The organism is Bradyrhizobium sp. 195 (assembly GCF_023101665.1).
In the GTDB taxonomy this organism is placed as follows: domain Bacteria; phylum Pseudomonadota; class Alphaproteobacteria; order Rhizobiales; family Xanthobacteraceae; genus Bradyrhizobium.
The window spans coordinates 5,499,617-5,516,498 of sequence record NZ_CP082161.1 but is presented as its reverse complement, the minus strand read 5'-3'; the positions used below and the strand labels follow the sequence as shown (position 1 = coordinate 5,516,498).

The following is a 16,882-nucleotide window of genomic DNA, read 5'->3' as shown; positions in this document are numbered from 1 at the left end:
CATGGTTATTGCCGGACTTAGCAATACCGTTGCCACCACGTCGCGCTATCTGGCGGAGATTCACGATGGGTATGCTTGGCAACTCTGTCGATAAATATGTGACCGGCAGAATGCTTCAGACGTCCAACGACCGGCGGTGGTCGCATCTCCTCGCCGAGCGATGGAGCCATGAGCCCGGCGACCTGCCACCGCAATTGCCGCGCGACACCGAGATCGCAATCCTGCTCCGTGGCAGCTCGGTCGTCGACCGCGAAGGCGCCGGCATGCGGCAGCGCACCTTCGGCAGAAAGGGCACCGTGTGGCTTTGCCCGGCCGGCATCCGTGAGGACTTCATCCGGGTCGAGAACCAGATGCAGGAATGTTTGCATCTCTTCCTTCCGGGCAAGCCGTTCGACGACACCATGCTCAGGGATCTCGACATCGATCCGTCGGGAATCTCGATCCGCTATGAGACCATCGATCAGGACATGTTCATCGAGCATGTCGCGGACCGGATCCTGGCCGAACTCGAACAGGAGACCTCCACCGGCCGGCTCCTGATCGAAAGCCTGGGGCGCGCGTTGTCAGCCCATCTGGTGCACAGCTACTCGGCCACCGCGGTCACGCTGCGGCAGTTCAATGCCGGTCAAAGGCCGCTCGACGCCAAACGGCTGTCGCGCGTGACCGAGTTCATCGATGCATCCGTCGAGCGCGATTTCACGGTCAAGGATCTGGCATCGGTGGCGTGCATGAGCCCGGCGCATTTCTCGCGGAGCTTCAAGGCGGCGACCGGAGTCGCGCCGCATGAATATGTCAGCCGTCAACGTCTCGATCTCGCCAAGCGGCTCTTGTCCACCAGCGATCGTCCGCTGGTCGATATCGCCTATGCCACCGGATTTTCGTCGCAGGCCAATTTCAATCGTGCGTTCCGCAAGTCGGCCGGGACGACGCCGAGCCTTTACCGGGCGCAGAAGCTCCGCGACTGACTCTCGCGTCGGCTGTGAAGGCGCTTCGTCGGCACCCCATGATGACATCATGCCCGTGTTTTGCCCGACGGGTCAAGGCATGATTCGAAAAATACGAAATAGCTTGATGCTGCCGATACTTGGCTACTGTGCATGGGGTTGTTTTCGCGGTTTTTGTTTTAGGTAGCTCGCGGCAGGGGCAGGTTGCCGGCTCAGCCCTTCGGCCCGCGCAGCTGCGCGGTCAGCTTGTCCATCGCATCCGCCACGTCACGCCATTGCGACAGCCAGCTGCGCGGAAAGCGGAAGGTGAGGTCGGCGCCGCCGATGCGGCGTTCGGACAGGCACATGCCGGGCGTCGCAGCATCGCGGGTGCAGCGTGCGGTCAGCACCGGGCTTGCAGCGGAATAGAGGTCCTCGCTGCCGTAAGGGGTGTCGGTGCGGAACATTCGCATCGTCAGGCCGTCCGCGGGCATCGCTGCGGCCTGGTCGAGGTAGCGCGGATAGATCGTGGCTGTCCGCTGTTCGGGGGCGAGCGCATCGTGATGGGCCGCGATCGACAGGAAGATCCGGTCGATCGATTGCACCGCCGCTTCCACCGTGTCGGCGGTCACGTGCTTCGGCGTGCCTGGCGGTTCCAGCGAGGGATAGAGGAAGTCGAGGTCGATGCGCTCCTGCGGTCCGGAGTGCCGCTGGATCTTCATGCGGATCGCGGTCGTCGGCAGGTTGAACAACGTGCCGCCGACGCTCACCGGCAGCTTGTCCGGGGCGTTCGCGCCGCGGGTGCCCCAGGTTGGCCACAGCAGATAGGCGACGAGCCCAACCGCGCATGCCGCGGCAATGCCGCCGAGCACGATCGGGACGACGTGCGCCCGGGTGCGGGTACGGGGGGACCTAAGGGGAGCTGCCGAAAACACCGTCATGAGCTAGCGCAAGTCGAGCCGGACGTCGGCCGGTGGCCGACGAATCAGCGGCGAATATGCCATGCGGCGGCGATTTCGCGCAGCGTTCCCGGCTGCGGGGAGCGGGGACGGCCCTGCGCGTGAGGGGCAGCGCTGTTAACCCTCCCTTAAGGATAATGTAGCGTTAACCAGCACTATTTGTCACAGGAAGGCCTCGCGTTGCGTAAGGGCGGACCGTTCCAATGACACCTGAAGCTCTCAATACCTTCTTCTCGATCTGCATTGGTTTCGCGCTCGCGGGCGCGCTCGTGAACGGATACCAGGCGCTGGCGCAGCGCCCCGCGGGCTTCGGCCTGTTGCAGGACGGCGTGGCGCCGAAGACCTTCGCGGCGGTGCCGTTCCTGGTGTTTGCCGCGCCCTTCATCATCATGCGCAACACGCTCCGTGGCATGCGGGTGGAAAGCCGCCGTGCCGAGTTCGTGATGATGGCGACCCTCATCGCCGGCTTCTGGAGCATGATGAGCGGCACTTTCTTCCTGATGACGCTGCGCGCGGCCGGCGTCCTGGGCTGACGCCCGGCAGGACCGTCCGGCGGGGGCGGCCTTTGCCTCTTCGCCGCCGTTTCGCTATGGCTGAGGTCGACGTGACAGGAGACCCCCATGGCGATCTACGAGCTCGACGGGCAGGCGCCCGACCTCCCCGCCGACGGCAATTACTTCATCGCCGAGACCGCCACCGTGATCGGCCGCGTGCGCCTGAAGCCGGGTGCGAGCGTCTGGTTCGGCGCCGTGCTGCGCGGCGACAATGAGTGGATCGAAATCGGCGAGGGCGCCAATGTGCAGGACGGCTCGACCTGCCACACCGATCTCGGCTTTCCGCTTCACATCGGCCGGAACTGCACGGTCGGCCACAACGTCATCCTGCATGGCTGCACCGTCGAGGAGGGCGCGTTGATCGGCATGGGCTCGATCGTGATGAACGGCGCCCGGATTGGCCGCAACAGCATCGTCGGGGCCGGTTCCGTCATCACCGAGGGCAAGGAATTTCCTGAACGTTCCCTGATCATCGGCTCACCGGCGCGCGTGATCCGCACGCTCGACGACGCCCAGGTCCAGAAGATGGGAAGCGCGGCCAAATTCTACGTCGCCAACGGTCCGCGCTTCACAAAGGGCCTGAAGCGGATCGGTTGACACATCGGCCGTCTCCCGGCCTCGCCGCCGGAACCAATCTATTGAAGAAGTTCGTTCGCTTCGCGCGCGGCACCGACACGCTGACCGTTGCGGAGAAGTCTACAGCAGCAGCTCGAGCCGATCGTCGACAACATCGACAATCCCGCGCGCGGCCGCCGCGTGATCTCGGCCCGTCGGGTACAGATCGGCGGTGCCCACGAAGAGCATGTTCGTGACCATGGTCGAGGACCGGACCGAGAAGATGGTGGCTGCCGTATAACTGCCACGGGAGCGGCGCGTCAGCGCCCCTCGGATTCGGCCGCTTCGATCGCACCTGCGGCCTTCTCGTGGCCGGCGGCCCACAGGGCATGGTCGTCGCTGCCGTCGAGGTAGGGATTGGCCTCAGCCGGAATGTTGTCGCGCGCGGCGCGTTCGCCCTCCGCAAAGGGATCGCGATCGGTCATGGTGATTTGTCTCCTCGGCTTTCAAGCTGACGCGACGGCATTTGTTCCGGAACTGGACTTCGCGGCGGCGGTTGACCGGTAAAGGAGAATTTCCGATGGCCGCATCGTCCGCAACCGCCTCAATCAAGGCCATGATCCTGATCTTCGCGCTCGCGGCGGTGCCGGCCGTCGCCTTCGCGCAGGCGACCGGCGGTTCTGCCGGATCGACCGGAGGCTCTACCGGAAGCTCTGCGGGGTCGACCGGAGGCGTCGCCAACTCGCCGGCTCCTCCGCCCGGCACCAACAGCCTCGGGACGGCTCAATCATCCGGGCCGGGCTCCGGCGTGACCACCGGCTCCGGCTCCGGTGGGGCTGCCGATGCCGCCGTCAACGCCGAGAATCGCATGCTCGACAAGAAGCTCAAGAGCATCTGCCGCGGCTGCTGAATGCTCGCGCGGAAGTGAGACAGTGTGGCTGTCCGGAATGCCCAAGTGACGTTAGCTTGGTCCTGCTTTGATGCGTGGAGCGTGTCCACGCGGAGGATCGAGTGATGTTGCGCAGGATGATGATGGTGGCGCTGGCCGTCGCGGCAATCGGGCTGTCGGCGCCGCAGGCGGCCCAGGCGCGGGGATTCGGACATGGCGGCTGGGGCCATGGTGGCGGCTGGGGCCACGGTGGCCATTGGCATGGCGGCGGCTTCTGGCCGGGTGTTGCAATCGGGGCGGGTCTCGCCGGCGCTGGCTATTACGGCGCCTATTATGGCTACGGCTCCCCGTATTACGGTGATCCCTACTACTATGGTACCGGATACAACGATGGCTATGGCGGCTGTTACGTCGCGCGAAAGCGCGTCATGACGCCGGCGGGCTGGCGTACCCGCCGCGTGGATGTCTGCGAATAGCGTCCCACTAAAAAACAAGGCCGTTGACGCAGTATACCGTCAACGACCTTGCCAGCCCCGGACATTGAAATCGGCTCACGCCATCCGGTGACCGCGAGCATCGCGCGGAATCATCCGGAGGAATGTGATCCAGTTCACAAGTGGCGAAATTAAAGGCCGGCTCCGTGGCGGCCGTTTAGCCGCGGGAGCGCTTGCGCGCGCTGGCATGGACGCGGTGCCGGGCCGGTTTCCTGCGGGTAACCGCGGGCGCTTCAACCTCGGTTGCTCGCGCGCTGGCAAACGATTGCCGCAGGCCGTCGATGGACTCGTTCAGCGATGCGACCTGCTCGGACAGACGCTTGGTGTCGGCCTGCTGCGCCGCCATCAGCCGCTTCATGGTCAGGAGCTGATCCTGCACCACCTGGAGCTGGTCGATCGATTCCTGCTGGGTCGCCTCCAGCCCCTTGGTCTTCTCGACGAGCTGCTCGGACGCCTGGGCGGTCCGCGCCTGGAGCTGCCGCGATGCCACCACCCGGTCGGGCTCGGGTGCTGCGCCGGTATAGGCCCGCCAGATCGCGATCGAGGTCACCCCCGCGATCAGGAGCAGGAGCGCTGCGGCGGTCAGCGCGATGGGCTGGGCGCCGAGACGGAGAAGGGGGTTGGACGGTGTGTCCTGTGCGAGATCGATCATCGCTGACAAAACCCAAATTGAAACTTGGTGAGTGGCGAAGACCGGCAGCCCTGAGGCCACCGGGGCGTCCCGAAAGCGTTACATTTCCGCAAGGAATGGGACCAAAAAGAGGCTGAGGGCAAAAAAACCAGTATTCAGCGGGCCTTGCGGCCCCCAAATGCCCCGACAGGAGCATGGTTCAGGGCTGAAATTGCGAAAACGGCCCGGAATAGGTTTTGGAGCGCGGCGCGGCATAGGGGCCGAGCCGGGAGGTCTTCAGGCCCAGCCGCACCAGTGATTCCGCCAGCGTCACCGCCGCAGCGACGCCGTCAATCACGGGCAGGCCGTGCGTGGCGGCGAGTTCGCTGGCGAGATCGGCCATGCCGGCGCAGCCGAGCACGATGGCCTCAGTGCGGTCGTCACGGATCGCGGCCGTGATCTCCGCGGAGATTTTTGCGAGCGCTTCGGTGTTGCGCTCCTCGAGTGCCAGCACCGGGACTTCGGCAGCACGGACGCGGGTGCAGCGTTCGGCCAGGCCATACTTCTTCAGATTGTGCTCGATCGGGACGATGGAGACGCTGAGAGTCGTCACCACGGCAAAGCGGGCGGCGACCAGGCTCGCCATGTGGAAGCCGGCTTCACCAATGCCGATCACCGGCGTCTTTGCGGCGGCGCGCGCGGCGTCGAGTCCGGTGTCGTCGAAGCAGGCGATGATGTGAGCGTCCGCGCCGTCGCGATCAGCCTCGCGGATGCAGCCGAGCATGCCGGGGACGGCGAAGGCTTCGTCGTAAAATCCCTCGATCGAGACCGGGCCCATCGTCGGCTGCCGCGCGTCGATCACCGTGCCAGGCAGGGCGATGCTGCGCGCCGCAGCGGCGATCTTCGCCGTCATCGACGCGGTGGTGTTGGGATTGACGATGTGCAGCCGCATCGGATCAGACAAGCCCCTTAGACGAGTCCCTTGCCGGCGTCCGAGCCCTTGGCCGCCTGGCGCTTGTTGAGCATGTGGATGGTGCCGAGCGCAAGGCTGATCACCGTGAACGAGACCGCCGAGATCACCGTGCCGAGCGCATAGATGTCAGGATTCGTCACGGTGGTGGTGAGGCCCTGCAGATCCAGCGGCAACGTATTCACCGCCCCGATCGCCTGGCTGGAGCGGGCGAGCTCGTCCCAGGACAGCGTGAAGCCGAACAGGCCGATACCGATCACCGAGGGCAGGATGATCGGCAGCACGACGTGACGGAAGGTCTGCCACGGCGTCGCGCCGAGATCGCGCGCGGCTTCCTCGAGCCGCGGATCGAAGCGGTTGAAGATCGCGAACATGATGAGCAGGCCGAACGGCAGCGTCCAGGTCAGGTGCGCACCGAGCCCGGAGGTGAGCAGGCCCATCGAGGTCTCGAAATTCTCGTTCCAATGCGCCTTGATCAGGTCGTCGATGATGCGGAATTCAAGCGAGATGCCGAGCGAGGTGATGATCGAGGGCACGATCAGGCTCGCGATCGCCGAGTAGAACAGGATGCTCTGCGCCTTGAACTTGCGGCGGAAGGCCATGCCGGCGGCGACCGAGAGCACGACGGTGACAGTCATGACGATGATGCCGAGCAGCAGCGAGCGGCGGAAGGCGGCGCCGAGATCGACGATGCCGGTGCCCTGGAACAGTTTCGCGATCCAGAAGGTCGACACGCCGTTCATCGGGAAGGTGAGGCCGCCCTGCGGCCCCTGGAACGACAGCACGTAGATCGCGATCATCGGGCCGTAGAGAAACAGCACATAGGCCGCGAAGAAGATCGCGAGCACGTAGAACGAGCGCGGGCGTCCTTCCTTCATGCTCTAGAGCTCCTTCTTGATGTCGACGATGCGCGACATCATGGAGATGATCAGGAAGGTGATGGCGAGCAGGATCACGGCGTTGGCTGCCGCCGCAGGGAACTGCAATGCGTTCACGCGCGTCTCGATGATCTTGCCGGCGGCGGCGATCTGCTGGCCGCCCATCACCCCGATCGTGATGAAATCGCCCATCACGATGGTGATGACGAAGATCGAGCCGATGACGATGCCGGGCTTGGCCAGCGGAATGATGACGTTGACGAGGGTCTGGAGGCCGGTGGCACCGGCGTCATAGGCGGCCTCGATCAGCGACTTGTCGATGCGCACCATGGAATTGAAGATCGGCACCACCATGAAGAAGGTGAAGAGGTGCACCAGCGCCAGCACCACGGAGAATTCGGAGAACAGCAGCCATTCCAGCGGATGGTTGATCAGCCCTGTCTTGACGAGGCCGGAATTCACCAGCCCGTTGCGCCCGAGCAGCGGGATCCAGGCGATCATGCGGATCACGTTGGAGGTCCAGAACGGGATCGTGCAGAGCAGCGACAAGCCCATCTGCCAGGTCTTGGACTTGACGTGGAAGGCGAGGAAATAGGCGACCCAGAAGCCGATGAACAGCGTGATGGCCCAGACCAGGAAGCAGAGCTTCAGCGTCTTCACATAGGTCTTTCCGATCGTGCAGAGATCGGGGAGCTGCGCGAGGCAACCCTCGAACGTGTCGGTGTAACCGCGGCCGGAGAAGGCCGGCAGCAGCTGGTATTCGTTGTAATCCCAGAACGAGACGATGACGACGAACACCAGTGGGATGAGGAAGAAGGCGAGGAACACCAGCATCATCGGCCCGGCCTGGAGCCAGGAGATGAAGGAGGGCGACAGGCGCGCCGCCTTTGCGGGGCGCGCCGTCTCCGATCCCCGGACGAGGTCCGGGGATGCCTGTTGCAGGATGTTCTCCGAGGTGTCCATCAGCTTACGCCGCGATGAACTCATTCCACTTGCGGACCATGTAGTCGTTCTCGTCCATCACTGCGTTCCAGCATGCGACGCCGCCCATGCGGTCCTCGTAGGAGCCGCCGTCGCGCACGGAGCCTGCCTTCTCGAGCAGCGAGCCGTCGGGCGCCTTGATGTCCTTCTCGGCCGGCTTGCCTTCCATCCAGTAGGCCCACTCGTAGGGCTCCATGTGCGCCTTCGCGGTGGAGAGTACGGCCGAGTAGTAGCCCTGGCGGTTGAGATAGGCGCCGGCATAGCCTGATAGAAACCAGTTGACGAATTCGTAGGCCCAATCGAGCTTCGCGCCCGACACGCCCTTGGAGACGCAGAAGCCGGAGGCCCAGGAGCGATAGCCTTCCTTCAGCGGCTGGAAGGTGCAGGCGATGCCCATCGATCGCACCTTCGTCACCGCCGGCGACCACATCGATTGAATGACTGTCTCGCCCGAAGCCATCAGGTTGACGCTCTCGTTGAAGTCCTTCCAGAACGCGCGGAACTGACCGGCCTTCTTGGCTTCGGTCATCACCTTCATGGTGAGATCGATCTCTTCCTTAGTCATGTTGCCCTTGTCGGCATATTTGTACTTGCCGGTGGCTTCCACGACCATCGCGGCATCCATGATGCCGATCGAGGGGATGTTGAGGATCGAGGCCTTGCCCTTGAACTCGGGATTGAGCAGCTCGGACCACGAGCTGATCGGACGCTTGATCAGGTCGGGGCGGACGCCGAGCGTGTCGGCGTTGTAGACGGTCGGGATCAGCGTGACGAATTCAGTCGCCGACGTCGCGAACTTCTTGGAGTCCTTGCCTTCGAGATAAAGCACCTTCCAGGGCGCGGTGCCCTGGCCGCCGATCTTCTTGCCGCCGGGCGTTTCTCCCTTGGTGAAGACGGGTGTGATGTTGTCGAACTGCTTGATCTTCTTGGCATCGAGCGCAAGGATGTTGCCCGACGGCACGATCTTCTTCAGCGAGAAATATTCGGTATCCAGCACGTCGAAGGAGTTCGGCTGGGTCATCACGCGCTTGGTGACGTCGTCGGTGGTCGCGGTGATGTATTCAAGCTTGATGCCGGTGTCCTTCAGACACTGCTTGGCGATATCGTCGCCCTCGTTCACGGCGGTGCCGAGATAGCGCAGCACCTTTGCATCGGCCGATTTCACGTAGGGAAAGCCGGTAATGGCGCCGGAGCCGGCGGCAAGGCCGGCAAGACTCGCAGTACCCTTGAGCAGGGTGCGGCGACTGAGGCCGTTTGTCCGTTTGGTCTCGCTCATGTCAGTCACTCCTCTGTTGCGCATTCCATCGATCGATCGGCGCTATTGCAGGCGTTGCGCCTTGGCGGGATCCCAGGTGGCCAGCACACGATCGCCCGGACGGAACGGGTGGACGTCGAAGGTGGCTTCGGGAACGTGGGAGAACAGGGCCGTGCCGTCGTCGAGCGTGAGCGAGACGGCGACATAGGAGCCCTGGTACTCGGTCTGGGTCAGCAGCGCCGGCGCGCCGAACGCACCATTGGTGAACGGCGCGATGCCGAGTTGATCGGCGCGCACGGCGATCAGGTTGCCGGCGTCGCTGAGCACGTTGTGGCCGCCGATGAAGCGCGCGACGAATTCGGTGCGGGGATGGTGGAAGATGTCGCGGGCCGTGCCCTGCTGCTCGATCCGGCCATGGTTCATCACCACGATGTGGTCGGCGAGCGCCATTGCTTCTTCCTGGCCATGGGTGACCTGGATGAAGCTGATGCCAAGCTCGCGCTGCAGCCGCTTGAGTTCACCGCGCATCCTCACCCGCAGGAACGGATCGAGCGCGGACAGCGGCTCGTCGAGCAGGAGGATCTGCGGCTCGGTGATCAGCGCGCGAGCGAGCGCGACGCGCTGCTGCTGGCCGCCGGAGAGCTGCGCCGGCAGCCGGCCCGCATAGGGGCTCATCGCCACCAGCTCCAGCAATTCGCCGGCACGCTTGTGACGCGTCGGCTTGTCGATGCCGCGCATCTTCAAGGCGAAGGCGACGTTGTCGATCACGCTCAGATGCGGAAACAGCGCGTAGGACTGGAACATCATCGCCGTGCCGCGCTCGGCCGGCGGCAAGTCGGTGACGTTCTGGCTGCCCAGGATGATGTCGCCCTCGCTGACTGCCTCGTGGCCCGCGATCATCCGCAGGGTCGATGTCTTGCCGCAGCCGGACGGGCCGAGCAGGCAGCAATAGGTGCCGGCCGGGATCTTCAAATTGACGGTGTCGACCGCCAGCGTCGTGTCATAGCGCTTGGTGACGGCGACCAGTTCGAGAGCGGAGGGAGTGGCCATGGCGTGTCCAAGGAGGGCGGTGCTGCCGCTCTCTCCGCAAGGTCCGTGCCAATCGCCTCGCCTGCTGGCCAAATTGCGAAACTGTGCAGCGGAGTCAGATCGTTAGATCGAATCCGACAGATCCGATCTCCCCGCCACGCGCGGGTCATCTGCACACAAAATGGGCGAAGATTGTATAAAGTTTCGCCTATGATTGGATACAGATCGTCGACTAACATTCGCATTCGAACCTCGTCGATCGAGCCTTCAAATCCAACCCCTCGACCCAATGGCCGCCAAGCCCCGCCCCAAATCCGACGCGCCCGATGCGAGCGATCGCGTCAGCCGCATCCGGGAGGGTGTGACCGCGGCGATCCTCGAGCATCGCCTGCTGCCGGGCACGAAGCTCGGCGAGGATGAGATCGGCGAGATCTACGGGGCGAGCCGTACGCTGGTTCGCACTGCGCTCCAGCAGCTCGCGCACGAGGGCATCGTCAACATCGAGAAGAACCGTGGCGCCTTCGTCGCGCGGCCGACGCCCGCCGATGCCCGCGAAGTCTTCGAGGCGCGCCGCCTGATCGAGCCCACCATTGTCGATCATGCCTGTGACGCGGTGTCGCCGGCCTGGCTCGATCGCCTCCAGCGGCATCTTGCCGAGGAGCGCGAGGCCGAGCTTCGCGGCGACGCCCGCGCCTCGGTCCGGCTCTCCGGCGAGTTTCACCGGCTCATTGCCGAGATGAGCGGCCACAGCATCTATCTCGGCTTCCTGAAGGAGCTGATCGCGCGCTCCTCGCTGATCATCCTGCTCTACCGCCGTCACGACACGCCGGCCTGCGGCACCGACCACCACGCCGGCATCGTCGCCGCGATCCGCAAACGCGACAGAGAAGCCGCGCGCGCGCAGATGCTGTCGCATCTGGACGAGATCGAGGCCGAGCTGTTCCTGAAGGATCCGGCCGCCGACGAGCTGCGGCTCGCCGACGTGCTTGGGGCGTGAGTTCAACGAGGCGTTCGCTTCGGGAGGGCTGCGACCAGAACTATTGCGGCTCCAATCCGAGAGTCTTGATCGATTCGAGCCAGATCGGCCCTTCCTTTTCGTAGAGCGCAACCGAGGATGCGCGATCCATTGCCGGCGAGTCCACTCCGAAGGCATCGAGCAGCTTCTGCACACGCTCCGTCTTGCCGCCTTCGACCATCAGCCTGGCGAGCAGTTCGATCCGGTCGGCCGGTGTAGCGGCGGGCGCCACCAGCGTGGTGAAGCTGGTGAGCTGGAAGACATTGCCGGTGACCCCTTGCTCGACGAATGTTTTGGTTTCGGGAAGCTTCTTCATGCGCACCGGCGTGGGCACGGCAATCGCGCGGCCAACACCGGTATCGAGGACCGGGAGCGCGGCCTGATAGCTGCCGACCGCCGCCTGGATGACCCCGGCTGCAAGATCCTGCCACATCGGCGCTTCGCCGCGGTAATGCACGATGGAAACGTCGAGGCCGAATTGCCGGTTGAGCTCGGCGACCGCAATGTGCGCGAACGAGCCGATACCGTAGGAGCCGGCCGTGACCTTGTTGCTGCGCGCATACGCGACGAACTCTTCGAGCGTCTTTGCGCCGGTCGCCGTATGGGCCACCAACGGCAGATGCCCGGAAGGCGTCACCGCGACGATCGAGAAATCCTTGTCCGGATCATAGGCCAGCGATTTCAGCAGCAGCCGGTTGCCGAGCAGGGTGGACGAGATCGTGTACATCAGCGTGTAACCGTCCGCCGGCGAATCCTTCACCGATTGCGCCGCCAGCGCACCGCTGGCCCCGGTTTTGTTTTCGACAATGACCGGCTGGCCGAGCTTCTGCGAAATATAGTCGCCATAGGCGCGGGCAAAGGCATCAGTGATCCCGCCCGCCGGCGTGGAGACGACGATCCTGATTGTCCGGGTGGGCCAGGCTTCGGCCCAGGCCGTTTCAGCCGCAGCCACCGTCATGCATGCAATTGCGGCAACCAGAATTCTCGCGGGTGTCCGCACGTCGGCTCCCCCTTTTTCCTCGTGTGATTGGGCGGCCGGCGGCCGCCGGACCGAGGTGTCACACGGGCGGGAGGGAGGGTCAAGAAATAGAAAAATCGTTTCATTCCGTGAAATGGCAAACTTCAGTCAGCTGCACGCGCGCCTTGCTTTTCGCCCAGCGCCTCGGCAAGTGCGAAAGCACTTTCTTGATCGGAGGCACGAAGCGACGCACGCCGTCTTCTGATGCTGTCGCATCTGGACGAGATCGAGGCTGAGCTGTTCCTGAAGGATCCGGCCGCTGACGAGCTGCGGCTCGCCGAAGTGCTTGGGGCGCGAGCGAGCCGCATAGCGGCCTATGACGATGAAGATCCTTCGTTTCGTCTGGCGATCTTCAGCACCAACAAACCAGCGCCAAGCACCAGGAAGAGAACGCCAAAGAAGGTCGTGCCGCCGGATTCGAAGGTCACGCCGATTGCGGTCAGCAGGCATCCTACGATGATTGCGAAGAGCCCGCCGAGCTTCTTGATCAGAAAGACATGTCCGTCACTCGTTTGTGCCACCATGTTACGCCTCATGCCTTGATGTGGGGCTGTTCTTCTCTCTTCCGTCCCATGATCCTTCGCAGCCCCTGCATGATCGTACTCCAGCGAAGGCGCATTGCAATCTGGCGTTGATTTCATCTTCGTCGTGGTCTGTTTTTGAATCGAGTTCGATTCATGCGCGACAGTGAGGCTTACACATGTGCCAAATATTCCCGCTGCATCGCGCTCGCGCCGCATCTCTTATGGAGCTGTATGGGAGAGCTGCAGAATCGCTCTTTGGTTGCAAATTGACTTTCTCGAGTTTGCGGAATCAACTGGCGCCGGAACGTCGAGTTCTAGAACGGAGCCGACACAGTTGAATCCGTTCTGCGGAGTGGTGCCATGGCGCGTGCTCTGAATGACGAACAAGAGACGGCCTGCGTCTCGACCGGCCGCCGGCCCGGTCCTGAGACGGTGGGGTTGCTGGTCGACGAGGCTCCGCGACGATTCCAGTCAAATCGCGGCGGAACCAACTCGCAGGTCTGTTTCGCGCCCGCCGCGTACCGAGTGGGCTGCTCCTTGCGCCGCACGGCGCAAAGGGGGCTCTTGCGGGCCGCCGCAGTGCTTGGCCTTGCCAGCGCGATCCTGGGCCTGCCGTCACCGTCCTCGGCACAGCAGGAGTCCACCGTCCTGTTCCGCAACGTCCGGATATTCGATGGCAAGGGTGGCTCGCTCTCCGCGCCATCCAGCGTCCTGGTCCGGAACAAGATCATCGAGAAGATCTCGGCCGGCGAGATGACCGCCTCCGCTCAAATAATCGACGGCGGCGGCCGCGTGCTGATGCCCGGCCTGATCGACGCGCATTGGCATGCGATGCTGGTGCGGCCCACACCGATGGCCGTGCTTGCGGGGGATGTCGGATACAACAATCTGCTCGCCGCCAGCGAAGCGACCGCGACGCTGATGCGTGGCTTCACCACCGTGCGCGACATGGGAGGGCCGAGCTTCGGCCTCAAGCAGGCCATCGACGAGGACCTCGTCGCCGGTCCCCGCATCTATCCATCCGGCGCGATGATCACCATCACCAGCGGTCATGGCGACTTCCGCCAGCTTTCGGACCTGCCGCGCACGATCGGTGGGATGCTCAGCCGCATGGAACGGATCGGCGGCAGCATGGTCGCCGACAGTCCCGACGAGGTCCGGGTGCGCGCGCGCGAGCAGCTCATGCAGGGCGCTTCGCAGGTCAAGCTCACTGCGGGCGGCGGCGTCGCTTCGCCGTTCAGCCCGCTCGATGTCTCCACCTTCACCGAGCCGGAGTTGCGCGCCGCCGTCGAAGCTGCCGACAATTGGGGGACTTATGTCGCGACCCACGCCTACACGCCGGTTGCGATCCAGCGCTCGATCGCAGCCGGCGTCCGATGTATCGAGCACGGTCATCTCATGGACGAGGCGAGCGCGAGGCTGATGGCTGAGAAGGGCATCTGGCTGAGCACGCAACCGTTTCTCGATCTCTCCGCTGCGGCGGCGCTCGGCCCCGCCGAGCAGGACAAGATGCGGCAGGTGGTTACCGGCACCGACCGCGTCTATGCCTTGGTGAAGAAGTACGGCATCAAAACAGCGTTCGGAACCGACATTCTGTTTTCGAAGGCGCTGGCGGATACTCAGGGCGCGATGCTTGCCGCATTGACGCGCTGGTACACGCCGGCCGAAGCGCTGACCATGGCAACGTCGGCCAATGCCGAACTGCTGAGCCTGTCGGGCGCGCGAAATCCTTACCCCGGCCGGCTCGGCGTGGTGGAAGAAGGCGCGCTGGCCGATCTCCTGCTGATCGACGGCAATCCGCTCGACAACATCAGAGTTGTCGAGGATCCCGCGAAGAATTTTGTGGTGATCATGAAAAACGGCAGGATTTACAAGAACACGCTGGCACACTGATGCGCGTCCGCGCGCCCGATCCGTCGAAAGCGAAGCGCTTCCGGTCCGATTTGTTGGGAACCGTCTTTTGCGACGCCAACCGTTGCGATCTCCGGGATGACGGGGTTGCATCGGACTTGTCACAAACTCCGCCCCGTCATCGGACCTGGCTTCTAAGCCCCTACAGAACCAGAAAGAATTTCTTCGGCCTTGAGCGAAGCCCGCTGGTGCGTACATCTCAGTTTCGGGAGCTGCGGGATTCGCCATCGATTCGATCGCTTGCCGGACCGGCTGCAATTTGAGTCGCCACGTCGCTGGATTGTGACAAACCTCGGTAGTGTTGCGCGCGTCGTATGCACGGATCACGCGTGCGACGTAACGACTGTTCTTTGCTTGCGGCTCCGGCTATATGCTGTCGCTCTGTCATCGAACTGTCATGTTACCGTAAATGCTAAAGTCAGATGCTACGCCGGCTCGCAAGACCCCGGGCGCGCCCGATGGGAATCCTGCCCCAAAGGACAACAAGAGAACGCAAGTCGCCGCCGGCTTCCTGAGGCAAATTGAGGACGGCGCGGAACCCGCGAACGTCGAGGGCGCTGTGAGTGATCAGACGCCATCGCAAGACGCGATCCTCGCGCCAACGCAGTCGACCGTGGCCGCACGGCCTGCCGGCGAAATCGAGCTCAAGCTCATCGTCGATGCCGATCGTATGGCGCATTTCAACGCCGCGCCTGTCATTGCGGCGCACGCGCGCAACAAGGGCTCGCGAAAACATCTCAAGTCGGTCTACTACGACACACCGGAACGCGCACTTCGGCGCAATGGCCTCAGCCTGCGCGTGCGCCAGAGCGGTACGCGCTTCGTGCAGACCGTGAAGACCGAGGTTGCTGACGATCCGCTCCGCCGTGGCGAGTGGGAGGCGAACGTGCCGTCGCTTGCGCCCGATCTCGCGCTGGCGATGCCCTTCATTCCGGAGAAGCTTCGCAGCTCCCTCGAAGCGCATCCGCTCGAGGCCGTCTTCACCGCCGACGTCCATCGCCACGCGCGGATGATCGACCTGCCGACCGGCACGGTTGAAGTCGCGTTCGACCAGGGCGAGCTGACGGCCGGCGATCGCTCGCTGCCGGTGAGCGAGATCGAGCTCGAACTCAAGAGCGGCAGCGCGAGCACGATCTATGAGGTCGCCTTGCTGCTTGCGGAGCAGGGGGCGGTGAAGCCGTCGATCCGCAGCAAGTCGGCGCGGGGCTTCGACCTTGCCGCCGACCGGGCGCCGGCGGCGCGTCGTCCGCGAAAACTTCGCCTCGATCCGTCGGTCACGCTCGATGAAGCCTTCGCGACCATCCTGCGCTCCTGCTTCCTTCATCTGCTGCAGTCGCGGCCGGCGGCCGAGGATGGCCGCAATCCGGAAGGCGTGCATCAGCTGCGCGTCTCGCTGCGCCGGCTGAGATCGGCGCTCGATCTGATGCAATCGGTCGGCGCGCTCAGTAATCTCGATGCACTGCGGTCGGAAGCAAAATGGCTGGCGCAAGAGTTGTCCGCTGCGCGCGACTGGGATGTCTTCCGGCTTGAGACCCTGCCGACGATCGCAAAAGCCTGTCCTGCGGTCGCAGGCTTCGATGCCCTCGGCCGGGCTGCGGCCACGGGCCAATCCGATGCCTATCGCAGGGCGCATCATGCGCTCGACGATCGCCGCTGCGCCGTGTTCCTGATCGGCCTCGGTCACTGGATCGAGACGCGGGGATGGCGCAACGATGTTGCCGCCGAAGATCTCGGCCAGCTCGGCGAGCCCGCCGTCAACTTCGCGCAGCGCATCCTGTCGGAGCAATACGCGAAGGTGCTCAAGCGCGGCCGCCGCTTCAAGTCGCTCACGACCCCGCAGCTGCACAGGGTTCGGCTCGCGACCAAGCGGCTGCGCTATCTCGGCGAATTCCTGCTACCGCTGTATGAGGACCGCAAGTCCACGCGGCGGTTCTCGCGCCGGCTTGCCGATCTGCAGGAAGAGCTCGGCGCCTTCAACGACATGGCGGTCACGACATCGCTGCTCGAGGGGCTCGATGCCGAGCCCGGCAGCGCCATTGCCGCGGCGGCGATTGCCGGCTGGCAGGCGCGGGCCTCCGTCGGCGTGCAGCCCGTCTTGCGAAGCACCTGGCGCGATTTCACCGGCGCGCGCGTGCCGTGGTCGCGGCAGACGCAGCAGGACTGATCGCGCATCCCAGAAGAGTTCCGGCCCGGCTTTGAGGGAAGCCTGGCCGCGCGAACCGGTCTGCGCAAGGGAATCTGACCGCGGCGCGCAACTGGTTCTCTTGTGACGACCGATCTATTGCAATGAAGTGTCGCTCGGCAGCGGCTGATAGGA

18 protein-coding genes and 1 pseudogene are annotated in these 16,882 nt (G+C 64.1%); 9 read left to right on the top strand and 10 right to left on the bottom strand.

The features are described from left to right. Positions 1-65: 65 nt before the first annotated feature. Positions 66-965, top strand: a complete 900-nt coding sequence (locus IVB26_RS25815; protein WP_247967972.1) for a helix-turn-helix domain-containing protein — start codon at positions 66-68, stop codon at positions 963-965. 191 nt (positions 966-1,156) lie between these two features. Here IVB26_RS25815 and IVB26_RS25810 read toward each other — a convergent pair whose 3' ends face one another. Beyond that, positions 1,157-1,864, bottom strand: coding sequence for a hypothetical protein (locus tag IVB26_RS25810; protein WP_247967971.1), 708 nt, complete (start codon positions 1,862-1,864; stop codon positions 1,157-1,159). 221 nt (positions 1,865-2,085) lie between these two features. Here IVB26_RS25810 and IVB26_RS25805 point away from each other — a divergent pair, with 221 nt between their 5' ends. Then, on the top strand, positions 2,086-2,415 hold the full coding sequence (locus tag IVB26_RS25805; protein ID WP_128920939.1) for a DUF6949 family protein: 330 nt from the start codon (positions 2,086-2,088) through the stop codon (positions 2,413-2,415). 87 nt (positions 2,416-2,502) lie between these two features. Further along, entirely contained in the window at positions 2,503-3,033 is a 531-nt protein-coding gene (locus IVB26_RS25800; RefSeq protein ID WP_247967970.1) for a gamma carbonic anhydrase family protein, read from the top strand. Between the two features lie 278 nt (positions 3,034-3,311). Here IVB26_RS25800 and IVB26_RS25795 read toward each other — a convergent pair whose 3' ends face one another. Further along, positions 3,312-3,476, bottom strand: a complete 165-nt coding sequence (locus IVB26_RS25795) for a hypothetical protein (RefSeq protein WP_246922284.1) — start codon at positions 3,474-3,476, stop codon at positions 3,312-3,314. Positions 3,477-3,571: 95 nt separating this feature from the next. Between IVB26_RS25795 and IVB26_RS25790 the strand changes: the two genes are divergently transcribed. Both IVB26_RS25790 and IVB26_RS25785 read left to right on the top strand, forming a co-directional pair. Next, positions 3,572-3,901: a hypothetical protein gene (locus IVB26_RS25790; RefSeq protein ID WP_247967969.1), complete on the top strand. Its 330-nt coding sequence runs from the start codon at positions 3,572-3,574 to the stop codon at positions 3,899-3,901. Positions 3,902-4,005: 104 nt separating this feature from the next. Further along, a complete protein-coding gene (locus IVB26_RS25785) occupies positions 4,006-4,356 on the top strand; it encodes a hypothetical protein (RefSeq protein ID WP_247967968.1) in 351 nt (116 codons plus the stop codon). A gap of 175 nt (positions 4,357-4,531) precedes the next feature. On the opposite strand, the gene IVB26_RS25780 is transcribed toward IVB26_RS25785, so the two are convergent. The 6 genes from IVB26_RS25780 to IVB26_RS25755 form a co-directional block, all read right to left on the bottom strand. Next, positions 4,532-5,026 (bottom strand): hypothetical protein, encoded by a 495-nt coding sequence (locus tag IVB26_RS25780; RefSeq protein ID WP_247967967.1) that lies wholly within the window; start codon positions 5,024-5,026, stop codon positions 4,532-4,534. A 178-nt stretch (positions 5,027-5,204) separates the two neighbouring features. Beyond that, the gene (locus IVB26_RS25775; RefSeq protein WP_247973276.1) at positions 5,205-5,936 is read right to left on the bottom strand and encodes an aspartate/glutamate racemase family protein; all 732 of its coding nucleotides are present in this window, start codon (positions 5,934-5,936) and stop codon (positions 5,205-5,207) included. 17 nt (positions 5,937-5,953) lie between these two features. After that, positions 5,954-6,832, bottom strand: coding sequence for an ABC transporter permease (locus IVB26_RS25770; protein ID WP_247967966.1), 879 nt, complete (start codon positions 6,830-6,832; stop codon positions 5,954-5,956). A 3-nt stretch (positions 6,833-6,835) separates the two neighbouring features. Then, positions 6,836-7,795, bottom strand: a complete 960-nt coding sequence (locus IVB26_RS25765) for an ABC transporter permease (RefSeq protein WP_247967965.1) — start codon at positions 7,793-7,795, stop codon at positions 6,836-6,838. Positions 7,796-7,799: 4 nt separating this feature from the next. Next, entirely contained in the window at positions 7,800-9,089 is a 1,290-nt protein-coding gene (locus tag IVB26_RS25760; protein ID WP_247967964.1) for an ABC transporter substrate-binding protein, read from the bottom strand. A gap of 42 nt (positions 9,090-9,131) precedes the next feature. Then, positions 9,132-10,118, bottom strand: coding sequence for an ABC transporter ATP-binding protein (locus IVB26_RS25755; RefSeq protein ID WP_247967963.1), 987 nt, complete (start codon positions 10,116-10,118; stop codon positions 9,132-9,134). A 268-nt stretch (positions 10,119-10,386) separates the two neighbouring features. Here IVB26_RS25755 and IVB26_RS25750 point away from each other — a divergent pair, with 268 nt between their 5' ends. Continuing rightward, positions 10,387-11,094, top strand: a complete 708-nt coding sequence (locus tag IVB26_RS25750) for a GntR family transcriptional regulator (protein WP_247967962.1) — start codon at positions 10,387-10,389, stop codon at positions 11,092-11,094. Positions 11,095-11,134: 40 nt separating this feature from the next. On the opposite strand, the gene IVB26_RS25745 is transcribed toward IVB26_RS25750, so the two are convergent. Continuing rightward, positions 11,135-12,070 carry a Bug family tripartite tricarboxylate transporter substrate binding protein gene (locus IVB26_RS25745; RefSeq protein WP_247967961.1) on the bottom strand — a complete coding sequence of 312 codons (936 nt, stop codon included), beginning with the start codon at positions 12,068-12,070 and terminating at the stop codon, positions 11,135-11,137. 255 nt (positions 12,071-12,325) lie between these two features. Here IVB26_RS25745 and IVB26_RS43225 point away from each other — a divergent pair. Further along, a pseudogene (locus IVB26_RS43225) lies at positions 12,326-12,424 on the top strand (GntR family transcriptional regulator); the annotation flags it as partial. A gap of 20 nt (positions 12,425-12,444) precedes the next feature. Here IVB26_RS43225 and IVB26_RS25740 read toward each other — a convergent pair. Then, positions 12,445-12,654 (bottom strand): hypothetical protein, encoded by a 210-nt coding sequence (locus tag IVB26_RS25740; RefSeq protein WP_247967960.1) that lies wholly within the window; start codon positions 12,652-12,654, stop codon positions 12,445-12,447. 360 nt (positions 12,655-13,014) lie between these two features. On the opposite strand from IVB26_RS25740, the gene IVB26_RS25735 reads away from it, so the two are divergent. Next, entirely contained in the window at positions 13,015-14,547 is a 1,533-nt protein-coding gene (locus IVB26_RS25735; RefSeq protein WP_247967959.1) for a metal-dependent hydrolase family protein, read from the top strand. Positions 14,548-14,974: 427 nt separating this feature from the next. After that, positions 14,975-16,729, top strand: a complete 1,755-nt coding sequence (locus IVB26_RS25730) for a CYTH and CHAD domain-containing protein (protein ID WP_247967958.1) — start codon at positions 14,975-14,977, stop codon at positions 16,727-16,729. Positions 16,730-16,882: the final 153 nt, after the last annotated feature.